We start from the raw sequence: 18,559 nt of genomic DNA, 5'->3' as shown, positions 1-18,559 counted from the left end.
TCTTGCCCGCATGTTAGGCATGTATTCAGTAGTCTTATGTCATTCTTCGAATCGGAAAACACTCCTTGGGAATCATCTTTTGAAATGAATTCTCTTTTTTGCTCTTGCATGTAAATCCCTCTTTTTTTAAATATTTTTTTATTAAGCCACTTTAAACAATGCTGTTGATATTGAAAAACAAGTGAAAGAGTCATTTGCGCCTAACGTAAAGCTTGATACCAACAAGTATGTTCATTTTTCATACTTGTTGGAACATGTGGAACGAGTGGCTAGCGCTATTTGACCTTAAATAACAAACAGAACCATTTACAAAAGCCATGGTTTAATTTTTCGCATACAACCGATTCTTATATTCTTGACGCCGACGATGTAGAATTGGCTCGGTGTATCCATTAGGTTGGTTTTTACCTTGAAAAACAAGTTCGCAGGCGGCTTGGAAAGCAATGGAATGCTCAAAATCTGACGACATCGGTTGATAAGTAGGATCCTCACTGTTTTGTTCATCTACTACTTTCGCCATTCGTTTTAATGTCTCGAGTAGTTGACTTTCTGTGCATATACCGTGATGAAGCCAATTGGTCATATGCTGACTTGAAATACGTAATGTCGCTCGATCTTCCATTAACCCTACATTATGAATATCAGGCACTTTTGAACAACCTATACCATGCTCAACCCAACGAACTACGTATCCAAGTAACCCTTGTGCATTATTGTCGAGCTCTCGTTGGATATCATTTGCAGACCATCTCCCATTCGATATTGGTAGTGTTAAGATGTCAGCTTTTCTGTCTCGAGTCTCATGCTTCAAGATTTCTTGAACTTCAGTTACCGACAATTGATGATAATGAAGAGCATGCAAAGTTGCTGCAGTTGGGGATGGTACCCAAGCCGTGTTTCCTCCAGCTTTTAAATGACCCACTTTTTGCTCCATCATACCCTTCATATGATCTGGTATTGCCCACATGCCTTTACCGATTTGCGCACGACCTGGCAGTCCACAATTTAGTCCTGTATCCACATTTGATTTTTCATAAGCTTGAAGCCATTTTGAACTTTTCATTTCATTTTTACGAATGACAGGACCCGCTAGCATAGAAGTATGAATTTCGTCACCCGTTCGATCTAAAAAGCCTGTATTAATAAAAACGATCCGGTCTTTTACTTCTCGAATGCAATTTTCGAGATTAAGAGATGTTCTACGCTCTTCATCCATAACACCAATTTTCAATGTATAGCGTTCAAGTCCTAATAGGTCTTCCACACGGTTAAACAGTTCATTGGCAAATGCCACTTCTGCCGACCCATGCATTTTAGGTTTCACAATATAGACAGAACGCTTCTCAGAATTGCGAACCTTTCCATTTCCTAAGAGATCATGCTTTGCAAGCAAACTTGTTATCACAGTATCAATGATTCCTTCTGGCACTTCTTGATTATGCTGATCTAAAATCATATTCGAGGTCATTAAATGCCCTACATTTCGTACCAGCAAAAGCGAGCGACCACGTAAAGTGAGTTCATCTCCACTTATTGTTTGATACTTTCTGTCCTCATTTAACGTTCTTATAACTTCACGTTGACCTTTTTTAAATGTTGCCTCAAGCGTTCTCTTCATCAATCCTAGCCAGTTTCGATAAACGATGACTTTGTCTTCTGCATCAACTGCAGTAACTGAATCCTCACAATCCATAATCGTCGATATAGCCGACTCAATTAGTAAGTCTTTTATTCCAGCTTGATCCGTCATGCCAATCGGATGTTGTCGATCAAATTGGATTTCTACATGCAACCCATTGTTTTGAAGGAGAATCGCAGTTGGCGAAGATGGGTCTCCAGTGAATCCTATAATTTTTGATGGAGCACTTAAAACGGTTTGTTTCGTTCCTTGATTAACGACTAGTTGATTTTGTTCAATTCGATATTGTGTTGAAAATGCGTGCGAGCCCTGTTCTAATGGCGCAATTTGATCTAAAAATTGTCGTGCATATTCAACAACCTTGTTTCCTCTTTGCGGATTGTAAGTAGTTCCTCTTTCCGCACCATCTTGTTCATCGATTACATCCGTTCCATAAAGTGCATCATATAAGCTTCCCCACCGAGCATTTGCTGCATTAAGTGCGTATCGAGCATTATTAACTGGTACAACTAATTGTGGCCCAGCTAGAATAGCTACTTCATCATCCACATTTGAAGTTGTAATGGTAAAGGGCTCCTTTGTTGGTTCCCAATAACCAATGTCTTTTAAGAACGCTTCATATTCAGCTCGATTTTCTGACCACTCATTTTGCTCATGCCACTGATCAATCTCTTCTTGAAGCTGATTTCTTCGTCTTAACAGGTCTCTATTTTTTGGAACCATATCTAAAATTAGTTGACTGAACCCTTTCCAGAAATCCTCACTGGAAACATTACTGCCTGGCAAAGCTTCATCTTCAATAAACTGGTACAGTTCTTTGGCTATGTTTAAACCGTTGCGTTCAATCACTAAATCTCCCCTTCGTTGTTATATAACAGTAAATATATATTACATTGTATTACAACATAATACTTTTTGTGAAAAAATAAAAAAGAATTTTTTCTTTTTCAATGTCTCTTTCTATTGTGAGTACGCATATAATTACGGCAAAAAAAACACATCCAATGAAAATGGATGTGTTTGTGTTATGTCTCTATATAAAGGGGCAGTGTAAACCAAAATGAGTGATGGTTATGTTTGATTGTGTTTTTACCCAATTTCCCCATTGTGATGTCACTAACCCTGAATTATTTACGATTGAACTTGATGGGAAAACGTTACGAAATGTCTTAGAAAGTAATTTGGAGCAAGTATATTCTTCTGATCCATTTGATCAAAAAGGTGGATATATTCTACGTTCCAGTGGATTAAACATGACCTATAAACCTTATAATCCAAAAGGGCATCGAATTCAATCCTTACAAATAGCGGGAGAGAATATTGACTTAAATAAAGAATATAAAATTGTCAGCGCAGGCGGTCAACTCTTTAAAAAGTTTGAAGAAAAGAAGGAGTATCAACGTATTAAAGCGGTTGATGCAATTAAAAATTACTTGGATAAAACAGGACACTTCAAAGTCGAAAAAGGGTCGGATATCGTAAGTGTATAGACATTTACAAGGATACAAGGAGTTTTTATCGTGAATTGATCGGTTGTTTTTTTAGTTAAATTGTCATTAATTATTTTCATTTTTAACCAAGATCAGCTGCCGGAATTTCTCTACGGCAGCCTTTCTGCCTTTGAATAGTTTAAATGAAAAACTAGAAGTACCCTTACCCCCCGTTCGTTTCATTTCATCTATAATTATTTTCTTACCTCAAAAATAACCGTCTGCTCATAGCCGCTGCCGAAATTGTAATTTCGGTAGCCTTTTTTATTGGTAGACCGATATTTTCCCATTAATAAGAACATAAAACACTTAGATTTTGTAAGTTGTAGAGCGCGTGGCGTACATAACAGCCGGTGGATTGCCTTTTTTAAAGGTAATAGCGAGGTTTGTTTCACTTGTTTTCTAAATTATATTGCCATGGTCATTTACATACGAGTGTGGAAACCTACTTATATTTTTATTCCAATTAAATAATTAGATTAGGTAATAAATCATAAAAAATCGTAGTAATTTAGTTGTTTAGATAGTTTTGGAATTACTCGTCCTATTGTTTAATAGAATGTTATAATTGGCATTTTTATTGAAGTTTTTCCGCAAAAAAGGGGGGAGAATAATGGTCTTTATATTATTTGGATTGGCTGCAATCGTTACAATTTTAGCGGCGATTGAACTGTCTAACAATGCAGATGTATTAAGCGGAAGAACTTCTTTAGGTGGATTATTTGTCGGCACGGTTTTGTTAGGCGGCGCAACATCACTCCCAGAAGTGACGACTAGTATTTCTTCAGTATTAATTGCAAATCCAGATATTGCTGTTGGAAATATGTTAGGATCAAACATGTTTAACATCTTTATAATTGCATGTTTTGATGTTTATTATAGAAAAATCCGATTCTTTCATTCATCAATTAGAGGTCATCTATATACTGCAGGATTAGGGCTAATTCTATCTACAATGACCCTCATTGCAATGGTCAGTAAATTGAATATAATGCTGTTCGGGATAGGCTTAGATTCATTCTTGATAGCCATTGTTTATGGGATAGGCATGTATGTTATAAGCATAGTTTCTGAAGGGTTGCCTGATAATCAAATGACGGATCTGGACTTCGATCAAAAAGAAGTGAATAATTCCAAATCCAGAAAAACAACTAGCATTAGACAAGCAGTATTAAATTTTTTTCTTGCTGCTGTAGTCATCATGATAGCAGGAACTTTGTTATCCATATTTGGAGATAAAATTGCGGAAGTAACCGGGCTCGGATCTACTTTCGTAGGTAGTTTCCTCTTGGCAGCAACTACCTCACTCCCTGAAGCTGTTGCTGTATTTATTGCTTTAAGATTAAGAAATATAAATATTGCGATTGGATCAATCCTAGGAAGTAATATTTTCAATATGCTAATACTAATGGGTACGGATATTGTCTATCGAAAAGGCCCAATTCTTTCAAATGTTGCTCCAACACATGAAATCACAGCCATTACTGTAACAATCTTATCCATATTGGTCATGATTTCAATACTACGGAAACACGTTCCTTCTTCAATTTCATATGTAATTCCTTCTTTACTAATAATAATTGGATATTTCGTTGCCACCTATCTTATTTTCAATGGAGGGATATGATATAGAGAAACGAGCGGAGGCTTTAGTCCCGCTCGTTTCTTGTGTTCATTAGATTATGGTATGCTTATTTTTTCGTGTAGTTCTTTGTAACCTGTGAATTGCCTTTTAAAACTCTAATCTAACTGATAAATTCGTGTATATTTCTCTTCTAAATAAGCCACTAAATACGAAGCATTTAGTCCCTCGCCTGTCGCTTCTTGTAGAATTTCTAACGGTTTCTTCATTGCACCATGACGGTGTACTTTATCAGTTAACCAATTCTTCACGGATTCTAATTCTCCAGTTGCGCAAAGCTCATCAAAGTTCGGTATGTCTTTAAGCATCGCTGCTTTTAGTTGAGCTGCGTAAAGGAATCCTAAAGCATACGATGGGAAATATCCGAACGATCCACCTGACCAGTGAACATCTTGTAATACACCTTCTGCATTCGTACTTGGTCGAACACCCAGATATTCTTCATATTTATCATTCCAAATCTGAGGTAGATCTTCTACTTTCATATCTCCGTTGAATAAGCCTTTTTCAATTTCATAGCGAATCATGATGTGCAGAGCGTATGTTAATTCATCTGCTTCAATACGAATTAAAGATGGTTTCGCTACATTAATCGCTCTGAGGAAATCTTCAGCTGAAACTTTCCCAAATTGTTCTGGCGCATAGGATTGTAAGTTTTCATAATTGTTTTTCCAGAAGTTTTCGTTGCGACCGACAAAATTTTCATAGAACAATGATTGGGATTCATGAATTCCCATCGATGTACCTGTGCAAATTGGCAATCCATCGATATCAGCTGAAATATTTTGTTCATAAAGTGCATGGCCACATTCGTGAATCGTTCCAAATACTGCGGAGCGGAAATCTTTTTCATCATACTTAGTTGTGATTCGAACGTCTCCACGGTTCAGACCTGTTGCAAATGGATGTACGGTCTCGTCTAAGCGACCGGCGTTAAAATCGTAACCAAGCTGTTTTAAAATATCTAAGCTAAATTGCTTTTGTTTTTCTTTTGGAAAGTGCTTGAAGAGGCAATCTGTTGATGGTTGATTGCTTGATTCTGAAATCTTTTTCACTAAAGGAACTATCTTGCTTCGTAATTCACCAAATACTTCATCTAATACTTCTGTAGTCATGCCAGGTTCGTATAGATCGAGTAATGTGTTATATGGGTTATTGTCTTTTACTCCCCAATAATTAACGAATCGTTTATTCGTTTCCACAATGTCTTTTAAATATGGAAGGAACATGTCGAAGTCGTTCTTATCTTTCGCTTCTTCCCAAACTGTTTCACCTTTAGAAATCAAAATAACATAGTCTTTGTATTCTTTTGGCGGGATTTTTTTACTCATATCGAATTCTTTTTTAGCCTCTTCGTATGACTTTTTTGTGATTTCATCTAACGAATCAAAATCTTTTTCTAATTCAATAAGCATCTTTTCTAATTCAGGAGATGTTCTCATGTTAAACACTTCGGATGATAGTGTCCCAATTACTTGTGAACGTTGATCGGTTCCCTTTTTAGGTGCTCCTGTACGCAAATCCCAGTACATTAACCCAATTGCTTCTGAGTATGATTGTATTTTTTTCATATACTCTAAAAACTCAACACTTGTACTCATCTGAAAATCCCCCCATTTTTATATGTATAGTTAGACTTTAACATAAAGTCAGAATTGTTTGGAACAGAATACAAAAAAATCTACTGAGCGAGTCAAAAGTTCGACTTACTCAGTAGATTTTTGTTTTTTATTTCCAATTGATTTCAACTGGCAAAATGTCTGTAAAACGGTCTTGAACCATTTTTTCTTGTTCTGTTAAGAGTAAGTGGATAACGCCCTGGTCAGCCGACGTTCGGATAAGACGACCAATCCCTTGTTGAAGACGTAGCAACATAAATGGCATATCGACTTCTTCAAATGGATCATTCGAGAAATCTCTTTTCGCATCAAATAATGGGTCGCTCGGAGGGAAAGGTAAATCAAACAAAATGACTCTTGTTAATGATTGGCCTGGCAAATCTAAGCCTTCCCATAGATGATACGAGCAAAGTACAGATATTCTACCAGCTTGGAAATCTCGAACAATGGATGATAACTCCCGTTCACCTTCAAAGACCATTGTCACTCTTTCATCAACCGTAAGAGATTGTTCAAACATAAACATATCATGCTTTGTTTTAAATAATAACAAGGTTGGTTCAAGTGATGTGCTTAAAATTTCGATTACTTTTGCCTGTTTTTCATTTGCTTCTACCGTGTGACCTTCAATTTTCATAACCTCTTCATAGTCAAAGGGAGATGCCACACTAAAGGAATGATGTTGTTCAATTCCAAGTGAATCTGCAATATAAGTAAAGTCTTTTTTAACTGATAACGTTGCAGAAGAAAAGACAACTGGCAGTTTTTTCGTAAAGAGCTTTTCATTCAAAATATCAGTTACTAAACGAGGCATAATAACCAATGTTTCGATACCGTTTAGTTCTTCTAACCAATCAACCGCGTCTCCCTGTTGAACAAATAATTGCAGAGAAAACGCATACTGTTCCAGGTATTCTTCAGCCATTCTTAAATCATACTCATCCATCGTATAAAGTTCAGATTCAAAAACAAACTCCTCTAGTAATTGATGAACGATTTTCACAAGGGTACGTCCCTGATTTAACACGGTTTCGGATTTTTGAATATGTTGTCTTCCACCAGCTTCACCATGTGAATGGAGTAGTAATTCTTTAAAGAATTCATCATGAGACTCTTGTAAAACTTCTAACAATCTCAATGTTTTCTCTCGAACACCTTCTCCTCCGAGACGGTCAATCAGTGTTTCAAGTGTTTGACTCTGAACTTCATAGGTAAGAGCACGCTGTGCAGCATGTTCTAACAAATGTCCTTCATCCAAAACAATCATCGAAACTTCAGGAAGTAAGGGCAACTGGCCTTCACGTACTCGAGACTCTTTCGTCCAAATATGTTCCATTAAGAAGTCATGTGAACAGATGATTAAGTCACCTGCTTCACGATAGTTTTGTCTGTGGATCGTTTGTCCACAACGATTGCGAATGTCACAAACCGCACATTGTTGAATCGGATGGTAGTTAACTTTCTGCCAATCTTCATCACTTACTTCTGGAAATGCACTTCGTTCCCCATACGGATAAACTTTTTGCATCGATTGATGTCCATAAACAAAATCAGGAATGCCATCTTCAATTTGTTCAAGAAATTCTTCGTCATCATTTTTTTGTTCATGTTCCATTCTTTTCAGACATAAATATTGATCCCTAGATTTAGCTAGTCGGACATCAATATTCCACCCCAAAGCATCTTGAAGTTTTTGAATGTCTCCTTCTTTTTTCACCAGCTGATCAATTAATGTTTCGTCAGCACATGATATTAAAGCAGGCTTCCCAGTGTACCTTGCATAAGCAATAGCTGGTAATAGGTATGCGATCGTTTTTCCAGTACCAACACCCGCTTCAGCAAATAGAACACTTTTGTTTTTTAACGATTTTTCGATTTGATAAGCCATAAAAATTTGCTCATCACGAAGTTCGAATCCTTTTTCAGGCAGTTCGTCATATAAAACGTCCCCCATCCAATCACCAAGTGATTCGAAAAAAGAACGGTCTTTAGATAATTCAAAAGGTAAAGTCTGTTTCATGGAAATCTCCCTTCTCTCGAACAGAAAAACACAGCTTGCACCCTTTGGTACAAGCTGATCACTCTTTCTATTCTACTCTTGGTACATAAAATTTAGTCCCGTGGTAACTTTCTACCCCAGTATTGGTAATAGTTGGTTTCGATAAACCCATTAAATAATTTACGTTTTTTCGTTGCTTTTCGACCATAGAAATTTTCAAAGTCAGCCATTGAAGATAACATATAGACAGACCAGGTTGGATGATCTTCCATCATTCGACCCATGTCACCAATCATTTCTTCAATCACTTCTCTTTCACCAATACGTTCACCATAAGGTGGATTTCCAATCATTACTCCATCTGTTGAAGTAGTTGTGAAATCACGCATTTGACGTTGTTTGAACTGAATCAAATCTGAGAAGCCAGCTTCTATAGCATTGTTTTTGGCAATCGCAATCATGCGAGGATCGATATCCGTACCCGTGATATCTAAATGTTGGTCGTAATTAGCTAAATCCTCAGCTTCTAAACGAACTTCATCCCATATTTTTTGAGACATCCAAGGCCAATCTTCACTTATAAAGTCGCGATTATAACCAGGAGCTAAGTTTTGCCCAATCATTGCAGCTTCAATAGGAATTGTTCCCGATCCACAAAAAGGATCGACAAATGGTCGGTTAGGATTCCATTTTGATATATACACAAGTGCTGCAGCAAGCGTTTCTTTTAAAGGCGCTTCCCCTTGGTCTAAACGGTATCCGCGTTTATGTAATCCAACACCACTCGTATCAATGCTTAATTTAACCACATCTTTTAATATACTCACTTCGATCTTAAATGTTGCACCAGATTCATCTAAAAATCCAATTCTTTTATGTGCAATTTTTAATCGCTCAGCAATTGCTTTTTTAACAATTGCTTGGCAATCGGGAACACTAAATAATTTGGATTTAACTGATTTTCCTTGAACAGGAAATGCGGCATCTACTGGTAAATATCTTTCCCAAGGGATTGCTTTTGTTTGTTCAAATAATTGGTCGAATGTTGTCGCTCTGAAATCACCAGCAATAATTTTGACACGGTCCGCTACTCGCAGCCACATATTAGCACGCGCAATTGCTCGCTCGTCCCCTTCAAAATAAATTTTACCGTTTTCCGTTTTTGTATCAAAGCCTAATTTTTTCACTTCATCTGCTACGATCGATTCTAACCCCATTGCTGAAGTTGCTACTAATTGATGAGTCGTCATCTTCTCATCCTTTCTCTACCTATTGTTGAGTATCAGTTTTATCTTAAATATGAAGAAAAGCTCTCCGAATTAGTGGAGAGCTTGTTTAGTCAAGTATACCCATTAGAAAACCCAATAAGCCATGTTTTGTTATCACGTACTCAAACGGCTAAAGCCTCGTACAGTGAGTAGTAATCATCTATCTACAGACAAAGTCTGTCCCTCAATCCGTTCAATTCCTTCATGAGAGTGCCCCTACCATAATTTGGGTTTCTCGCTCGTGGGGTTTACCTCGTTCCACCTGAAACGTTTCCGAGTCAGCTCCGTCACTGTGGCACTTTCAGAGAACCTAGACCATATCCGAAGACTTAGGTGTTGTTCCCGCCGTCAGCTTTTACACTGCCTTAGCTTATTTTTTGGCTAAGCACGAACACTACGGTCATCTCAGAACCGTGCGAGCATGGACTTTCCTCTACAACGTCAAGCGTTGCAGCGATTACCTGGATTCACTAAATGGTTTCTTCATTATACAAGATTTTCGTTAGGAAAACAATGACTCTCGGGATGTTCAATTATTCGTACAACTTACTTCCGAATACATGTTTTTCAAGATTTGATAGTCTTTTTAAAATATCGAAGTTCGTTGAACCATTTGAAGGCGACGAAACTTGTCGTTTTGGTGCATCTAATAATTCTTCATGTAAACGTTTGTTCTCAGCTTTTAATGATGCGATTGTCATTTCAAATGTTTCATAATCTTGAATAATATCGTCTAAAAATTGGTCTACATCATCTTGATTATAGCCACGTAGTCCCGTTTTAAATTCTTTTTCCAAAATATCTTTAGAGTTTAATTTTGATTCCATATTCATCGTCCTTCCATCTTTGCATACCTTGTCTAATTATATCATAATTTAGATTTTTACGTTCAATTCTTATAATTATTTCTGTCGAAGGTTGCGGTTGCCCGGGAAATATTTTAGTTATTTTCATCTAGTGTGATTATTTCTTCTGCTCGCCTTTTGGTGACATGATTTTTTATTTCACGAAGCTAATCTTATTCAATCTTCTTCAAAAGTCGATTTAATCGTTTTTCAAATGCATTCTTTAGTTTTATCTTTTTTGTCTCAGTCAATTCAGGTAATGCTTCAATTAATTTAAGAGCTTCTTGTGAATAAATAATCGCTTGATTAAATCGTTTAAACAAATGTTCATCGATTTTTGCGAGTTCTTCATACGCATTTATTTTAAATTGAAGTGGTAAGTGAAGTAACGCATTTCTAAACGATTGATAAGCATCTTCCTTCCGATTAAAACGCTTATAATTAAATCCTATGTAATAAAAAGCCATTGATGCCTCTTCTTTTTCATACGTCGAAGTGATTTGATCGAATTGATCCTGACTTTTTTCATACATTTTTAAATCAGCAAACCACTTCCCAATATTCGTTGAAGTCAATGCTGTCTCTGTATAAGACTCTTCTAATAGCAATTTCGAAGAATGGATAAATAACGTAAGCAACGATAGAATATCCCATTCATTATGGTAAAGTACTTTTAACAAAGCATGTGGGTCGCCATTTTTCACAGCATCTAAATAAATAATCGGAGCTAAATGACCAGGAATATCTCCAACGCGTTTAAATCCTAGCTTTTCAATTTCGATACTAGTTAATTTAAATTGAGTTAAATCACCTTTCCACACCCTTCGAGAACCGTGAAGTAAATCGATATGATGTGGGAGAGACAATTTCGGTAAATACGTTCGGTTAAGCGTCCATCTTGTTTCAAGCTGTGGCCAATCAAAACTTTTTCCGTTATACGTAATAACGGTTTGATTTGGCTTCCATAAACCAGTTTCATATAAAAAAGCGGTTTCATGACTAGGATCCGCCATTAAATGTTGTGTTAATTCGAATTGATTATTTTTAAAAACTAACTGACCACTTAAAAAGATATAAGTTCCTGTTCCTTTTAAACCCGTCGTTTCGGTATCAAAAAAAACAACATTTTGTCCATTTGTAGATATGGGATGTTCTACTTCTAGTTGGTTCCATAATTCGAAGGCATGGAAAACATCTGATAACTTAAAGGATCCGTGAAAAAATTGAGGAGAATAGACCGTCTTCTTCAAAAAAACCAGGCCAAATTGATTTTCGATAACTTCTAATCCAGCATCCTTCCAAGTCTCTAAATATGCAGGAGGACTAGGCATAACAAAAGAAGCCAACGATGTTTCTTTCGCTGGCTTTTTTTTGACTAATTTTTTCATTTGTAATAAATTCTTTTCGAATGACATAAAGGTCACCTTTTTTATTGTAATTGTAGATACGCTAATAAGTTCAAAACATCATCTTTCATCCCGATGCTCGCTTCTTGAGCTCCAATACATGCTGGGCACCCTTGATCGCAAGGACAATTTTTCACATGTTGATACACATGCTCTAATAAGGTCGGCCAAACTTCATACACACGCTCACTAATCCCAATTCCGCCTGGGTAACTATCGTATACGTAGAAAGTTGGTAATTCAGAATGTGTTGATTTGACTTGTGCAACTACATGAATATCTCTTCGGTCACATTGAACAAATAAAGGTACGAATAACCCTATCGAAGTAGCTGTTCCCGTCATGGCATCTGACAACATAGAATCTGTCCATGTTTTGGGACGATTAAAACTAATCCAACTCGACGACGTATGAAGTTCTTCTGGTGGTAATTGGATTGGTCCAGATCCAATATTATCATGTGAATCAAACCGAATTTTCTTGAATATCGTAGCCATGGCTAATATGGATACATCCCCATAATAAATAGAAGCTTGCTCAAATTCAATCACTTTGTCTTCACTCATTACTTTTAATTCAACCGCCAAATTTGCATCAGTAAAATAATCTACGTCTACTTCTCGGACAAAGGCTTTCTTTTCTTCCCAGTCTAATTTTTCAACTTGAAATTGTATACCTTGGTGCAAATAGATTGCTTCTTCGTGAAGAAGTGTCATCGAACTGTATCGATCCATTTCGCCAAGAACTTTTGTTGCCGCAGGAACCGTTTGATCAATAATCACAACATTTTCTTGCGAAGCAGAACGTAAACTAATTTCATGTGCTGGAAACCGATCACTCATCCAGTGCCATTTATCAGAAGTACGGACCAATATACCTTCATCTTCTAAGTAAGCTAATAACTCTTGAATTTCAAATTCTCCATATTGATCGGTCATAGAAAATGGCAATTCAAAAGAAGCACATTTTAAATGATCCATTAAGATGATTAAATTCTCTGGATGGATTCGTGCTTCTTCAGGTGACTGTCCTAAAAGATAACCAGGGTTATTAACAATATATTGGTCTAATGCGGTAGATTGCGCAACATAAATAATAAGCGCTTCATCTTGACGTCTTCCCGCTCTACCTGCCTGCTGCCAAGCACTCGCGATGTTTCCAGGATAACCAGTCATAATGCATGCTTGAAGTTGGCCGATATCAACCCCTAACTCTAATGCATTTGTACTGACGACGGTTTGAATCGTACCATTTCTTAACCCTTTTTCAATTTCTCTTCTTTCAGACGGCAGGTAACCGCCTCGATATCCTCGAATAGATTCATCTTGAATTTTCTTTTTTGAAAGTTCTTTCAGATAAGTCACTAACATTTCGACTCGAACTCTACTTTTCGCAAAGACAATCGTTTGGATATTTTCTTTATAGAGTCTTTTAGCTAAATCTCTCACTTCTAAAATGGCACTTCTTCGTATACCAAATGTCGGGTGCACAATTGGAGGATTATAAAAAATGAAATTTTTAATCCCTGCTGGTGCCCCGTTTTTGCTGATCAACTGATGCGTTTCATTTGTTAAAGACTCTGCAAGTTCTTTAGGATTTGAAATGGTTGCTGACGTACAGATAAAAATAGGATTGCTTCCATAATAAGCACAAATCCTTTTTAATCGACGAATAACATGTGCTACATGACTTCCAAAGACACCTTTATATGTATGTAATTCATCAATGACAATGTATTTAAGGTTTTCAAATAATGAAACCCACTTCGTATGATGAGGCAAAATCCCACTATGAAGCATATCCGGATTGGTTAAGACGATATGTCCTGCTTTTCTAACTTTTGTTCGTATGGCCGGTGCAGTGTCACCATCAAATGTATAACTTAAAATGGATTGATCCATCTGTTCGATCAGTTCATGCAGGTCTGATTTTTGATCTTGAGCCAGAGCTTTTGTTGGAAACAAATACAAAGCTCGAGACGCTGGATTTTCAATAATGGACTGCAATACAGGTAAGTGATAACAATATGACTTTCCTGAAGCTGTAGGTGTGATTGCCGTAAATGATTGGTTAGCTCTCGCTAATTCATATGCTTCCCTTTGATGGGAATACAATTTTGTAATGCCTCTCTTTTTTAATGCGGAAACGATGGATTCATGTAAATCTGCAGGGAAATCTGCTAAACTAGCTGGTTTTTCTGGAACGGTATGCCAATGCACAATCCGTTCTTTCATCACTGCATCTGATTTCCATTCATTTAGTAATTCAGCAATTGATAAATTAGTTCGCATCTTGTTGTTCACCTGCCTGTTCAATCGCATTCATAAAGGTTTGTAAGGTATAGCAAGTCGATTGAATAGATTGTGCAAATCGTTTTTTGCCTGTTTCTTTATAAAAAGATTGGACTAAATATTGATTAAAAGCCTCAATTGCGGCATCAATTTGTTGGATTCTTATGTATTTAGGTCGATTCTCTTCAATCCATACTCTTGAATCTTCTCTCCATTGAATTAGAAAAGAGTGCCAATGATCGGCATGCGGTTTAACGGTTTCGAAGAAATCCGGAGTTGCGTCATCTTCACGCATTTGCAGATGGCGCGCTAAACAAAGTTGACTCTCTTGATAAACCAAATTTGTTTGGTGTAATAATGACATGACGGTCAACTCCCTTTTTCTCTTTATATTATCAAATATCGCGTCATTTAACCACTTTTACGGGAACAAACATTCCATTTCACTGTTTCTTCAGCCTCTTTCAAAACTCTTCCCAATACATGTCCTTTTTCAATGATGGTTGATGCTTGCTGGGATCTTTCTTGTAGAAAACGAACTTCTAAAATATGTTCTAACAAAGATAGCTGTTCAATCATTTCTTCAATTTTTTTCATGGTGGATCCCTCCCTTTTCGTTATCATTTCATGTTTTGACTGAAAAACCTATACGCCTGACAAAACTAGTAGCAATAAGACAAAACTTCTTCGGAATCGACAATGCTCATCGCAACCTTTTAAGGCTCAATACGTCTAATATGGTGTGGTATGATAGATGATATGCGAGGTGGTTACGATGGTCATTAAGTACCCAAACGGAAAATCTTATAGTCCTCAAAAAAAAACTTTAGAAAAAGTGAAAAATAAGGATTACACATACAGTAACAGGGGAAAAACCTTAGAGGATGAAATAAATGAATCGAACGAATACTATCTTCAACAAGGTCGGGCAGTTATCCATAAGAAGCCTGTTCCTATTCAAGTAGTAAAAGTTGAATACCCTTCTAGAAGTGCAGCCGTTATTAAAGAGGCTTACTACAGAACTGCTTCTACAACTGATTTTAATGGTGTTTGGCAAGGTGTGCATATTGACTTTGAAGCGAAAGAGACGCAAAATAAGACTTCGTTTCCTTTAAAAAATATTCATGCCCATCAAATAGACCATATGATGAAAGTGATAGAACAAAAGGGAGTAACTTTTTTAATCGTACGATTTTCATCGATTAATCGGTATTTTTTATACCCATTCCAGCCTCTTAAAATCGCCTGGGATCTTATGATACGCAATGGAAGAAAATCAATCCCCCTAGAAGAATTCGAGAAACAAGGATTCGAAATTACTCCAAGCGCATTTCCTAGGATTGATTATTTGAAGACTGTAACAAAAATGCTAGCACAAGAATCTGTGTAGCTTTGAAAGTGAGGAGACGTTCGTGAGTGAAAACAAAAGTTCTCGTGGACAACGTAGAAAAGAATTAGAGAAACAAAAGAAATCAAAACAATCATCTAAAAAGGGATTGTTTAAAAAAATCATTATGGCAGTCATTATTATAGGACTTGCCGGGTTATTATTTGGTGCTGGATTATTTGCATTTTATGCAAGCTCCGCCCCTGCATTAGAAGAAGAAAATCTGAAAGATCCGATTTCAACTGAAGTTTATGATATAAATAACGAATTATTTGCGACATTTGGAGCAGAAAATCGTGATTATGTCGGTTATGAAGAAATCCCGAAATTAATGGAAGATGCGATCTTAGCGACTGAAGATGTTCGATTCTATGACCATATGGGAATTGACTTCTACCGTTTAGGTGGTGCTGTTATTGCAAACTTCACTAGCGGCTTCGGTTCTCAAGGAGCTAGTACGTTAACACAACAAGTAATTAAGAACTCATTTTTACAAAATGAAAAAACCTTAAAACGTAAAGCACAAGAGGCATACCTAGCCTATCAGTTAGAACAAGAATATGAAAAAGAAGAAATCTTTGAAATGTACTTTAACAAAGTCTTAATGTCTGGACGTATTTATGGTTTTGGTACGGCATCACAATCTTTCTATGGTCGTGAATTAAAAGATTTACAATTACATGAAGTGGCTTTATTAGCCGGTATGCCACAAAGTCCAAATAATTTTAATCCTTTCAAGCATCCTGAATCAGCTGAAAAGCGTCGTAATATTGTTCTTCGCTTGATGGAACAGCATGGTAAAATCACTAAGGCTGAAATGGAAAAAGCTCAAGCAATCCCTGTTGCCGAAGGTTTACTGCCAGCAGAAAAAGTTCAAGCCGCGAGTACTAAAAAGTATGATGCATACCTTGATGTTGTTTTAAACGAAATTGAACGCAAAAGTGACGGCGATTCTTTATCTGACGGTTTAAAGGTCTATACTACCCTTGATCCTAAAGCACAAGAATCTGTAGAAAAAGCTCTGATGGGTGAAAACTTCCCTACAGAAAACATGCAAGCTGGTATGACCGTTATCGATACAAAAACTGGTGCGATTGTTGCTATTGGTGGTGGACGTGATTATGGTCCAGACCGTGGACTTAATTTCGCAGAAGATCGCAAGGATCGACATATTGGATCTACGGCTAAGCCACTAGTAGATTATGGCCCTGCGATTGAATATTTAAGCTGGTCTACTGGTCAAACAACCAATGATGAGCGATTTGAATATACATCTGGACAACAAATCAATAACTTTGATGGAGAATATTTAGGTGAAATGACGATTCGGGAAGCTTTATATCGTTCACGAAACGTCCCTGCTGTTAAGACATTCCTTGAAGTGGATTTAGAAAAACGCAAAGATTTTGCTAGTGCTCTTGGTATGCCTACTGAAAAATTAGGAAATGAATCATCTGCCATTGGTGGATTTGCAGGAATGAATACAATTGATTTGGCTGCTGCTTATGCTGCATTCGGTAACTCGGGAATTTACACTGAACCGTATACGATTCGATCAATTGAATACCGTGATGGTAAAACAAAACGCTCATTCGAACCGAAACCAACACCAGCTATGAAAGATTCAACAGCTTATATGGTGACTGATATGCTACGAGATGTTGTTAGTGAGCGTCGAGGTGCTTCAGGAGCTGCAGCTGCTGTTTCTGGCGTTGATATTGCTGGTAAAACGGGTACAACCAATTATTCTAAAGAAGAAAAAGAAAAATACAATCTTGGTAGTAGCTATGCACCTGATGTTTGGTTCGCTGGTTACTCAACGAATTACTCAATTTCTGTATGGACGGGATATGAGAAAAGAGATAAGGGAATTAACACTGCTGATAGAAATGAACGCACATTTGCACAACGCTTATTTAAATCAGTTATGACAGATGTTTCAGCAAATAAAGAAACGGCGAAGTTCAAACGACCAAATTCTGTTATTGAAGCTACAATTGAACTTGGGTCTTCTCCCCTTCGCTTAGCTAGTGATTACACGCCTGATGAATTGAAGCAAACTGAATTATTTGTTCGTGGTAGTGAGCCAACACAAGTTTCTGAAACATACGAACAAATTGAAATTGAAGCACCTTCAAAATTAAAAGCTGATTATAGCGAAGTCGATCAAACTGCCACTCTTTCTTGGGACCATAAAAAACCAAAACGTGGCAAAGATGATGTATCTGTTTCCTTTGAAGTTTCCGTATCAGTAGATGGTGCTGGTGCAACTGTCCTTCAAACAACTGACCAAAAAGGATTAATTGTTCAAGGGATTGAACCTGGGAAATCTTATACATTTATCGTAGTCGCAATTGCTGATGACGTTCGAAGCGAACCAGCTTCTGCAACTTTAGAAATTAAAGCCGAAGAAGTTGAACCAGAACCAGAACCTGAAGAAGAAAATCCGGATGATGAGAATTCTGGAAATGAAGGTAATGGAAATGGCAATGGAGACGGAAACGGAAATGATGATGACGAAGGTGGAACGGATGATGGCGGCACCAATGATGATGGTGGCGGTTCAGATGAAGAAGAACCTCCAGCTGATGAAGGTGACGAAACTACACCTCCTGAAGATGAAGAAGCAGACACATCGTCTTCTGATACACCTTAAAAACACAAAAGAAGCGAATCCACATATGGATAAGGAGTTCTCTTCAGAGGTGCAAAACACGAAATCAACCCCCAAATAGCAATTTAAAAAGAAATGATATTAGCATCGCTTTTAGCGGTGCTTTTTTGTGGTTTTCAGATAGAAAGAAATACAAAAAAACATTGAGTTTATAATCAATGTTTTTCTAGTTCTAATTTTTAGTAAGTTTAATTTTCAATGTTCTTCTTCAACTAAAGCACTCGTTCGTATTATAAGGTCAGCCAGATTTTTCTGGTTGACCATTTTTTATATCGATATATGATAGCGGTAGCCGGGGT

General features: G+C 37.0%; 13 protein-coding genes and 1 other RNA gene. 4 read left to right on the top strand and 10 right to left on the bottom strand.

Translation table 11 applies throughout. The features are described from left to right. Window positions 1–322: 322 nt before the first annotated feature. On the bottom strand, window positions 323–2,488 hold the full coding sequence (locus ACHUE4_RS03055; RefSeq protein ID WP_394187861.1) for a malate synthase G: 2,166 nt from the start codon (window positions 2,486–2,488) through the stop codon (window positions 323–325). 224 nt (window positions 2,489–2,712) lie between these two features. Between ACHUE4_RS03055 and ACHUE4_RS03050 the strand changes: the two genes are divergently transcribed. Continuing rightward, window positions 2,713–3,129 carry a 5'-nucleotidase C-terminal domain-containing protein gene (locus tag ACHUE4_RS03050; protein ID WP_394187860.1) on the top strand — a complete coding sequence of 139 codons (417 nt, stop codon included), beginning with the start codon at window positions 2,713–2,715 and terminating at the stop codon, window positions 3,127–3,129. Between the two features lie 613 nt (window positions 3,130–3,742). Continuing rightward, complete coding sequence (locus ACHUE4_RS03045; protein WP_394187859.1) at window positions 3,743–4,756, top strand: sodium:calcium antiporter; 1,014 nt, start codon at window positions 3,743–3,745, stop codon at window positions 4,754–4,756. Window positions 4,757–4,869: 113 nt separating this feature from the next. On the opposite strand, the gene ACHUE4_RS03040 is transcribed toward ACHUE4_RS03045, so the two are convergent. The 9 genes from ACHUE4_RS03040 to ACHUE4_RS03000 form a co-directional block, all read right to left on the bottom strand. Continuing rightward, the gene (locus ACHUE4_RS03040; RefSeq protein WP_394187858.1) at window positions 4,870–6,372 is read right to left on the bottom strand and encodes a carboxypeptidase M32; all 1,503 of its coding nucleotides are present in this window, start codon (window positions 6,370–6,372) and stop codon (window positions 4,870–4,872) included. 127 nt (window positions 6,373–6,499) lie between these two features. Next, on the bottom strand, window positions 6,500–8,410 hold the full coding sequence (locus ACHUE4_RS03035; protein ID WP_394187857.1) for an ATP-dependent DNA helicase: 1,911 nt from the start codon (window positions 8,408–8,410) through the stop codon (window positions 6,500–6,502). A 92-nt stretch (window positions 8,411–8,502) separates the two neighbouring features. Beyond that, the gene (locus ACHUE4_RS03030) at window positions 8,503–9,639 is read right to left on the bottom strand and encodes a THUMP domain-containing class I SAM-dependent RNA methyltransferase (protein WP_394187856.1); all 1,137 of its coding nucleotides are present in this window, start codon (window positions 9,637–9,639) and stop codon (window positions 8,503–8,505) included. A gap of 110 nt (window positions 9,640–9,749) precedes the next feature. Beyond that, window positions 9,750–10,126, bottom strand: an RNA gene (gene rnpB / locus ACHUE4_RS03025) — RNase P RNA component class B. A 64-nt stretch (window positions 10,127–10,190) separates the two neighbouring features. Continuing rightward, window positions 10,191–10,484 (bottom strand): cell division regulator GpsB, encoded by a 294-nt coding sequence (gpsB, locus tag ACHUE4_RS03020; protein ID WP_394187855.1) that lies wholly within the window; start codon window positions 10,482–10,484, stop codon window positions 10,191–10,193. A gap of 191 nt (window positions 10,485–10,675) precedes the next feature. Continuing rightward, a complete protein-coding gene (locus tag ACHUE4_RS03015) occupies window positions 10,676–11,917 on the bottom strand; it encodes a ribonuclease H-like domain-containing protein (RefSeq protein ID WP_394187854.1) in 1,242 nt (413 codons plus the stop codon). 14 nt (window positions 11,918–11,931) lie between these two features. Further along, window positions 11,932–14,199: a DEAD/DEAH box helicase gene (locus ACHUE4_RS03010; RefSeq protein ID WP_394187853.1), complete on the bottom strand. Its 2,268-nt coding sequence runs from the start codon at window positions 14,197–14,199 to the stop codon at window positions 11,932–11,934. Further along, window positions 14,189–14,563, bottom strand: coding sequence for a DUF1798 family protein (locus tag ACHUE4_RS03005; protein ID WP_394187852.1), 375 nt, complete (start codon window positions 14,561–14,563; stop codon window positions 14,189–14,191). Before ACHUE4_RS03005 ends, ACHUE4_RS03010 begins: the two co-directional genes overlap by 11 nt. 47 nt (window positions 14,564–14,610) lie before the next feature. Further along, window positions 14,611–14,796 carry a hypothetical protein gene (locus ACHUE4_RS03000; RefSeq protein ID WP_394187851.1) on the bottom strand — a complete coding sequence of 62 codons (186 nt, stop codon included), beginning with the start codon at window positions 14,794–14,796 and terminating at the stop codon, window positions 14,611–14,613. A gap of 178 nt (window positions 14,797–14,974) precedes the next feature. Here ACHUE4_RS03000 and recU point away from each other — a divergent pair, with 178 nt between their 5' ends. Further along, window positions 14,975–15,589, top strand: coding sequence for a Holliday junction resolvase RecU (recU, locus tag ACHUE4_RS02995; protein ID WP_394187850.1), 615 nt, complete (start codon window positions 14,975–14,977; stop codon window positions 15,587–15,589). Window positions 15,590–15,611: 22 nt separating this feature from the next. Continuing rightward, the gene (locus ACHUE4_RS02990) at window positions 15,612–18,242 is read left to right on the top strand and encodes a transglycosylase domain-containing protein (RefSeq protein WP_394187849.1); all 2,631 of its coding nucleotides are present in this window, start codon (window positions 15,612–15,614) and stop codon (window positions 18,240–18,242) included. Window positions 18,243–18,559 lie beyond the last annotated feature (317 nt).

This window comes from Paenisporosarcina quisquiliarum, assembly GCF_043641925.1.
Classification (GTDB): Bacteria; Bacillota; Bacilli; order Bacillales_A; family Planococcaceae; genus Paenisporosarcina; species Paenisporosarcina quisquiliarum_A.
The sequence above is the reverse complement of the archived record's forward strand: the minus strand, read 5'-3'. Positions and strand labels throughout refer to the sequence as shown.